The organism is Bovifimicola ammoniilytica (assembly GCF_025567085.1).
In the GTDB taxonomy this organism is placed as follows: Bacteria; Bacillota; Clostridia; order Lachnospirales; family Lachnospiraceae; genus Bovifimicola; species Bovifimicola ammoniilytica.
In genome coordinates this window covers 1-7,016 of sequence record NZ_JAOQJN010000018.1, presented here as the reverse complement: position 1 = coordinate 7,016, position 7,016 = coordinate 1, and the positions used below count along the sequence as shown (strand labels likewise).

Below are 7,016 nucleotides of genomic sequence, written 5' to 3'. Positions count from 1 at the left end.
GAAAGTGGTGGGAGACAGTGTTGGAAGTAAATGGGGCAAGAAAGCAAAGAAAGAACCACTGTTGGAATGTAATTTGCAGTTCTTTGGGAAGAAGAATGGTTGTAGTTCGAGAAAGGAGGCTTTAAATCAAATAAAAAATGATTTAGGAATAAATAAATCTCAACATCCAGAAAGCCAACAGATGGTAATGTTGTTAGATGAATTTAACAATCCAATAGTAAATAATGGAAAAATAATAATGTCTAGAGAAATGAAATATAAGGTCAATAATAAGACTGATGGCGCTGGCAATTTTATAGAGTATGTTTATATACAGGATCATTCGTATGGACATAAATACAGTAATGGAATAGGAAATCAGACAGCCCATTTTAATGTTAGACCAGAAACAAATATAAAAACTGGAACGGTAAAAGGTACAAAAAATCATTATTATTTTAATTCAGAATACAATTGGAAAAAATAAGGCTAATCTACTTAAAAAATAATAATTATGGAGAAAATGTTATGACAAATGGTATAGAAAATGGGTTTATATTAACTAATATTTTTGGGGATGATTTTAATTTTGTAAATTCGGAAGTCGAGTATTCAAGAAGTGAAATTATGGCAGGCAGAATGTCATTAGATATAATAGTTAATCAAAATGTAAAATATCCACCTAATAAATGGAAAGAATGGGAAAAAGTATATGTTAAGATTGATTTTTGGGGGATTAAGGAAATATCTTCGAAAGTTTACAGATTACCTTTTATAATATCTAAAATATCTGTTGTATATAAACAAAATTTATATGAAATTAATATACAGAGTAAGAATAATGATTTTATAAAATGTAAATTTATATTGTCTAGGATTCAAAATGTTAAACCATTGGCATATAATGAAAAAAATAAAAAATTTGAAATATGTGAATGACGTAGAATTAGAATATTTTAAATATAAATTTAGCAAGAGTCAACATAGAAAATGTTAAAACAGTAACTGATGCAAATGGCAAAACAATCAGATACGGCTATGATGAATTAGGCAATATACTTACAATAGCATATCCAGGTGGAGAAATAATCCGCTATACATACTATGCAAGCGGTCAGATAGCGACAGTAACAGACAGCAAAGGCAGAGTAACTTACTATAAATATGATAAAACAGGAAATCTGACAGATACAGAAAGACCAAACGGAACAAAAGAGCATTGTGAATACAATGAGCTTGGTTTACTGATCTCTAAAAAGGACATAAAAACCGCCACAGGTGAGGTCATCAACGAATATCATTATAAATACGATGTCAGAGGAAATATCGTAGGTGTTGTAGATGTAACAGCTGATACATCAGACAAATCAACAGTCGATACATCGGTTAAAAATGAATTTGAAACAACCAATGGTTTAACAGAGGATAGCAATTACACATTACCTGTACTGGATACTGCTAGCAAGACAGCATTGAAACTTGCAGCAGAAAGTAACAGCATCGTAACATCTGATGGTGAAACAGTAACTACTTCATTAGAAATGGAATATGACAGTGCAAACCGTCTTATAAGCTATAATAATAAAAAGATAAAATATGACAAAGACGGAAATATGTTATATGGTCCTGTGAATGGTGAAATGTGTAACTTTACATATGACAGCCGAAACAGACTTATCAGTGCAGGAAATGTAACATACGACTACGATGCCGAAAACACAAGAATATCAGTAACAACAACTGATAAAAAGATTACATATGTGACAGATGTGGCAGGAGAAATGTCGCAGATATTAGAATCATATGAGAAAACTAATGACGGAAAGAAGATACATACAGTCTATGTATATGGCAATGGCCTGATATACAGTTATATTGATGATGGTGGTGATGAAGCAGACAGTATAACATCCGATAATAAAGTACAGGATTTATCATCTGACAAATCATCAGATAAAAATACAGATGGTACAACATACTATCATTACAATAATATTGGAAGTACCACAAAGTTAACCGACAATAACGGAAATGTAATCCAAAGCTATGAATATGGTGCCTATGGTGAAGTTCTAAGCGGAGATACTAAGATAACACCATTCTTATATAATGGTCAGCTAGGCGTAATGACAGATAATAATGGTCTTTACTATATGAGAGCAAGATATTATAATGTCAATATCAAGCGATTCATCAATCAGGACGTAGTACATGGAAGTATCAATGTAAGCCAGAGTCTTAACAGATACAGTTATGTCCAGGGTAATCCTATAAAGCTGACAGACCCATTCGGATTGTCACCACTTGACAGACTCAACTGGAAGAATTTAGGACATGCCATATTAAATGGTTTGGGACTGATACCTGTAATCGGAGAGGCATTTGATATAGCCAATGCCATATGGTATGCACACGACGGTGAGTATGGAATGGCAGTGCTGTCGATGATGTCGGCATTACCGATGATAGGAAATATTGCTTCGGGAATAATGACAGCAGCGAAAATAACCACAGCAGCTAAAATAGTAAGTACAGTATGCAAGGTGGTAAGTAATGCGGCAACATTTACACAGGCGGCAATCGGAGGCGTTAACAATGCCAAAGCGATAGTCAAGAATGTGATGAATGGCAAGTTATTCTCAGAAGATACAGCTAAGAATCTGGTGTCATTTGGAATAAACGCATTTACGGCAGCAACAAGTGGAAAGAACCTGCTATCATCTTCAAAAGAATTGAAGAAAGTGGTGGGAGACAGTGTTGGAAGTAAATGGGGTAAGAAAGCAAAGAAAGAACCACTGTTGGAATGTAATTTGCAGTTCTTTGCGGATAAGAGTGGCGGCGAGTCACAAGTATTTGATATTGTTGAATATGGAGATAAAACTCCTGGATTAGAAAATCATCATGGAGTTTTGGATATATGGGCAACCCATAATATTGATGGTTATAAATCAAGGGCAAGTAAATCTACAACAATAGCATTAACACCAGAACAACATGCAGCTACAAAATCAGTATATAGAGATTGGTTGTATGAGAAAACTGGTAAAAAAGTAGGCGGAAAGGTTGATTGGACAAGTGTGTTACCACAAGAAGTGCAAGATTTGTCGGAAAGAATGTTTGATGCGGCAAATGTTCCTTTATCTGCGAGAAATGATTATTATAGAGAATTTAATTGTTATATTTATGGATTAGAAAGGAATTAGTAATGGATATTTTGAAGTTGCTTAATAAAATTAGAAATACTCAAGGATGTATTGTATATAATCCTTGTGGTTTACCAGTCCTAAAGGAAGGAGTTGATTTGCCTAATGATTTAAAAGTGTTTTATGAGAATTGTGGAGGTGTTTCATTCTTTGTTGATAGTGAGTTTGGGTTTACGATTGTAAGCCCAGAAGAAATGGTATTAGCAAACCCAATTATCGTCGGTGAACTTTGTGAGGGAGATATATCATCAGAGTGGTATATTATTGGTAAAGATAACCAAAATAATTATATCACTATTGATTTGGCAAAAGAAAGGTTAGGAAAATGCTACGATAGTTTTTGGGATAGACATGGTGTGGTTGGAGAATGTGGCATTGTTGCACTAAATTTTACAGAATTAGTATCACAATTGTATAGTAATCAAGGTAAAAATTTATACTGGCTAGATGATAATTTTAATTATTTAGGCGATGCTTATGATGAAATATAATATTTAATTATGTTTCTATTTAAGAATGTCCACTACTTAAATAATTAATTATGGGTTTTAAATTAATCAAAATACCTCCTATGAAGTCGAATTATTTGTAGAGTTTAATTTAGAAATCTTTCTAGGACACAATTCATATGTTGAGTGAATATAAGGATACAAAAAATCAAAATTGAATATTAAGTTCAAATAAGTTGATTTTAACACACCTATTAACGATTTGTTGCTAAAGAAGTGTTATAAGTGATAAATTTAATACAAATCTATATAACCAAGAATGGTTTTTCTTATTGTCCTTGCTGTTTTAAATGTGACTGTCGTTTTAATGATTAAAAATTTATAGCAAATATGGAATGGCAGCGTTGTCGATGATGTCGGCATTACCGATGATAGGAAATATTGCTTCGGGAATAATGACAGCAGCGAAAATAACCACAGTAGCTAAAATAGTAAGTACAGTATGCAAGGTGGTAAGTAACGCGGCAACATTTACACAGGCGGCAATCGGAGGCGTTAACAATGCCAAAGCGATAGTCAAAAATATGATAAATGGCAAGTTATTCTCAGAAGATACAGCTAAGAATCTGGTGTCATTTGGAATAAACGCATTTACGGCAGCAACAAGTGGAAAGAACCTGCTATCATCTTCAAAAGAATTGAAGAAAGTGGTGGGAGACAGTGCTGGAAGTAAATGGGGTAAGAAAGCAAAGAAAGAACCACTGTTGGAATGTAATTTGCAGTTCTTTGCGGATAAGAATGGTTGCGAGAGTGGCAGTGGCTCTTCGTTTACAGGAAAATTAAGAGGAGAGGATGTTACTTTAAATAATGTTAATGTACAAGATATTACATTAAAAAAACGTAGTTCATCAGGATTAAGTCAACTAAGAAGTGAATTTAATACAAGTGTGCGTAAAGACTTTTTGATGGATATGGGAAAACAAACAGAGTATTTAAGGAGCGCAGGGTTTATGGAAGCTGATATACTAAAAATACAGAATGGATATGTTCCAACAGGTTGGCAAGTACATCATAAAATTCCATTAGACGGAGGAGGAACAAACGATTTTAGTAATATGGTACTGATACAAAATGAGCCATACCATAAAGTGTTAACAAATTATCAAAACAGTGTTATGAAAGATATGAATGAAGGTGATATAATAGTGGTTGCATGGCCATAACCTAACGGAAATATATATCCAATAACACATTAGGGAGGATAGAAATGTGGAATAAAAAATTACAAGAAATTAAGAAAATGAATGCTATTTTTGGAGAAGAAATAAATGATGGAGCAACAGAAAAAGATATTCAGAGATTTTTAGAAGAGATAGGAGACGTCATTAGTGAAGAATATTTACATCCTTACATAAATGTATTAAAGAGAGTGAATGGTTTAGAATTTAATGGATTCATTCTCTATGGGATTGATTCAACGCTATTGAATAATGAGCCTAAACAGCCAATCAACGGATTTATTGATAACAATAGAGTATGGCATGAGAATGAATGGCAGAGAAAATATATATTTTTTGGAGACAGTAATACAAGTTGGTATACGTATGATTTATTGACAAATAAATATTATGAACTAGACAAACCGTCTGGAGAAATAGTGGACGAATTTGATAATATTGATTTATTGGTAGATAAGTTATTTGGAGATGCTTTGCAATAATTTTATTTATATCTCAACATAAGGACACCCGAAAGCAAAACTGAATATTGTTTTTCAAAGATGCAGAACGCATTGTTTTCAAGGCACTTGTTGTTGTGAAGACAATGCGTTTTTCTGCTGAAAATAGTTCAGATGCACCTGATGCTTCATTATGTTATTGGACAAGTCATGATGAAGCAAATAATATTACAACTTTAAATGAATATATGAACAGATTAGCGTTATCGAAAAATTGGGGAAATAGGAATACTGTAAAAGTTGCAAAAATTTCAGCAGGAACAAAGGTTAAATATGCGGTAGGAACTGCAAAAGAACAGTTGCTGATTGAAGATCCTAGACCAGGTGGTGGAGTTCAGTATTTATTTAATCAAATTGATACTAAATGGATAAAAGAAGTTAGAAGTTTTATAAATTAAAGGAGATTGAATTATATGAATTTAGATAAAAGAAAAATTTTACTGAAAAAAATGAAAAAATTAATAGAAGAGATTGATAAAGCAATTCTTATAGTAGGCGATGATAAAAAGGAATATTTGTATAGATTTAAAAGTGTAGTTAATCAGTTAATAAAAAAAACAAAGGATGGAACATTGCCTCCGTCTAATGGAGGACTTATTGGAACAATGAGGGCAATTTCAGAATACGATAGGTTGACATCTATAAGTGAATTGTATGATGCAGCGGTTGATGTTGATTTATTCTATAGTAAAGAGTGTTGTAAATGGAAGTAAATATTTTAAGAGTAAAATAACAAGATAGCATTAACAAGACAGCATTGAAACTTGCAGCAGAAAGTAACAGCATCGTAACATCTGATGGTGAAACAGTAACTACTTCATTAGAAATGGAATATGACAGTGCAAACCGTCTCATAAGCTATAATAATAAAAAGATAAAATATGACAAAGACGGAAATATGTTATATGGTCCTGTGAATGGTGAAATGTGTAACCTTACATATGACAGCCGAAACAGACTTATCAGTGCAGGAAATGTAACATACGACTACGATGCCGAAAATACAAGAACATCAGTAACAACAACTGATAAAAAGATTACATATGTGACAGATGTGGCAGGCGAAATGTCGCAGGTATTAGAATCATATGAGAAAACTAATGACGGAAAGAAGATACATACAGTCTATGTATATGGCAATGGTCTGATATACAGTTATAATGATGATGAAGCAGACAGCACAACATCCGATAATAAAGTACAGGATTTATCATCGGACAAATCATCAGATAAAGATACGGATGGTACAACATACTATCATTACAATAATATTGGAAGTACCACAAAGTTAACCGACAATAATGGAAATGTAATCCAAAGCTATGAATATGGTGCCTACGGTGAAGTTCTAAGTGGAGATACTAAGATAACACCATTCTTATATAATGGTCAGCTAGGCGTAATGACAGATGATAATGGTCTTTACTATATGAGAGCAAGATATTATAATATTAATATCAAGCGATTCATCAATCAGGACGTAGTATATGGAAGTATCAATGTAAGCCAGAGTCTTAACAGATACAGTTATGTCCAGGGTAACCCTATAAAGCTGACAGATCCATTTGGATTGTCACCACTTGACAGACTCAACTGGAAGAATTTAGGACATGCCATATTAAATGGCTTGGGACTGATACCTGTAAT

Annotated in this window: 9 protein-coding genes; all 9 read left to right on the top strand. The window is 33.0% G+C overall.

The window, feature by feature from the left end; all coding sequences use genetic code 11:
* On the top strand, positions 1 to 466 hold a 466-nt coding region (locus OCV48_RS13825), incomplete at its 5' end, for an HNH/endonuclease VII fold putative polymorphic toxin (protein WP_262559966.1).
* 41 nt (positions 467 to 507) lie between these two features.
* The gene (locus tag OCV48_RS13820) at positions 508 to 918 is read left to right on the top strand and encodes an Imm50 family immunity protein (RefSeq protein ID WP_147592269.1); all 411 of its coding nucleotides are present in this window, start codon (positions 508 to 510) and stop codon (positions 916 to 918) included.
* 533 nt (positions 919 to 1,451) lie between these two features.
* A complete protein-coding gene (locus tag OCV48_RS13815; protein WP_147592268.1) occupies positions 1,452 to 3,182 on the top strand; it encodes an RHS repeat-associated core domain-containing protein in 1,731 nt (576 codons plus the stop codon).
* A 2-nt stretch (positions 3,183 to 3,184) separates the two neighbouring features.
* Positions 3,185 to 3,673, top strand: coding sequence for an SMI1/KNR4 family protein (locus tag OCV48_RS13810; protein WP_147592267.1), 489 nt, complete (start codon positions 3,185 to 3,187; stop codon positions 3,671 to 3,673).
* 353 nt (positions 3,674 to 4,026) lie between these two features.
* Positions 4,027 to 4,854, top strand: coding sequence for an HNH endonuclease signature motif containing protein (locus OCV48_RS13805; RefSeq protein ID WP_147592266.1), 828 nt, complete (start codon positions 4,027 to 4,029; stop codon positions 4,852 to 4,854).
* A gap of 44 nt (positions 4,855 to 4,898) precedes the next feature.
* Entirely contained in the window at positions 4,899 to 5,351 is a 453-nt protein-coding gene (locus OCV48_RS13800; protein ID WP_147592265.1) for a YrhA family protein, read from the top strand.
* Positions 5,352 to 5,398: 47 nt separating this feature from the next.
* Complete coding sequence (locus OCV48_RS13795) at positions 5,399 to 5,767, top strand: hypothetical protein (RefSeq protein WP_147592264.1); 369 nt, start codon at positions 5,399 to 5,401, stop codon at positions 5,765 to 5,767.
* 15 nt (positions 5,768 to 5,782) lie between these two features.
* Entirely contained in the window at positions 5,783 to 6,082 is a 300-nt protein-coding gene (locus tag OCV48_RS13790) for a hypothetical protein (RefSeq protein WP_147592263.1), read from the top strand.
* 44 nt (positions 6,083 to 6,126) lie between these two features.
* Positions 6,127 to 7,016 (top strand): RHS repeat-associated core domain-containing protein (locus tag OCV48_RS13785; protein WP_147592262.1); only part of this gene is annotated, 890 nt, incomplete at its 3' end.

Coding starts and splice junctions, on each gene's coding strand:
- OCV48_RS13820 (WP_147592269.1), top strand. CDS start 508: ATGACAAATGGTATAGAAAATGGGTTTATATTAACTAATATTTTTGGG.
- OCV48_RS13810 (WP_147592267.1), top strand. CDS start 3,185: ATGGATATTTTGAAGTTGCTTAATAAAATTAGAAATACTCAAGGATGT.
- OCV48_RS13805 (WP_147592266.1), top strand. CDS start 4,027: ATGGCAGCGTTGTCGATGATGTCGGCATTACCGATGATAGGAAATATT.
- OCV48_RS13800 (WP_147592265.1), top strand. CDS start 4,899: ATGTGGAATAAAAAATTACAAGAAATTAAGAAAATGAATGCTATTTTT.
- OCV48_RS13790 (WP_147592263.1), top strand. CDS start 5,783: ATGAATTTAGATAAAAGAAAAATTTTACTGAAAAAAATGAAAAAATTA.